Source organism: Stenotrophomonas sp. SrG (assembly GCF_050031795.1).
GTDB classification, from domain to species: Bacteria; Pseudomonadota; Gammaproteobacteria; order Xanthomonadales; family Xanthomonadaceae; genus Stenotrophomonas; species Stenotrophomonas rhizophila_A.
The window spans coordinates 1-251 of sequence record NZ_JBNBBE010000590.1 but is presented as its reverse complement, the minus strand read 5'-3'; the positions used below and the strand labels follow the sequence as shown (position 1 = coordinate 251).

1 pseudogene is annotated in these 251 nt (G+C 73.7%); it reads left to right on the top strand.

Annotation, left to right across the window (positions count from 1 at the left end):
• Window positions 1-165: 165 nt before the first annotated feature.
• Window positions 166-251, top strand: a pseudogene (locus ACQG3P_RS20950) (cob(I)yrinic acid a,c-diamide adenosyltransferase); the annotation flags it as partial.

Here is a 251-nt window from a genome sequence, read left to right as displayed (position 1 = left end):
CCCCCCGCTGCAGGGCTGGGCACGCAACTAGGCGGACTGGGTCCGGCCCTACCTGCGCACCGCCGCGATCTCCGTCGGCCTGGCCGCCGCGCTGCAGCTGGCCACCGACCAGGTGGTCAAGCTGCTACACGCCCGCCGCGACGCGCTGCACTGAGCCCGGCACGCATGGGCAACCGGCTGTCGCTCATCTACACCCGCACTGGCGATGACGGCAGCACCGGCCTGGGCGACGGCAGCCGGGTGGCCAAGGA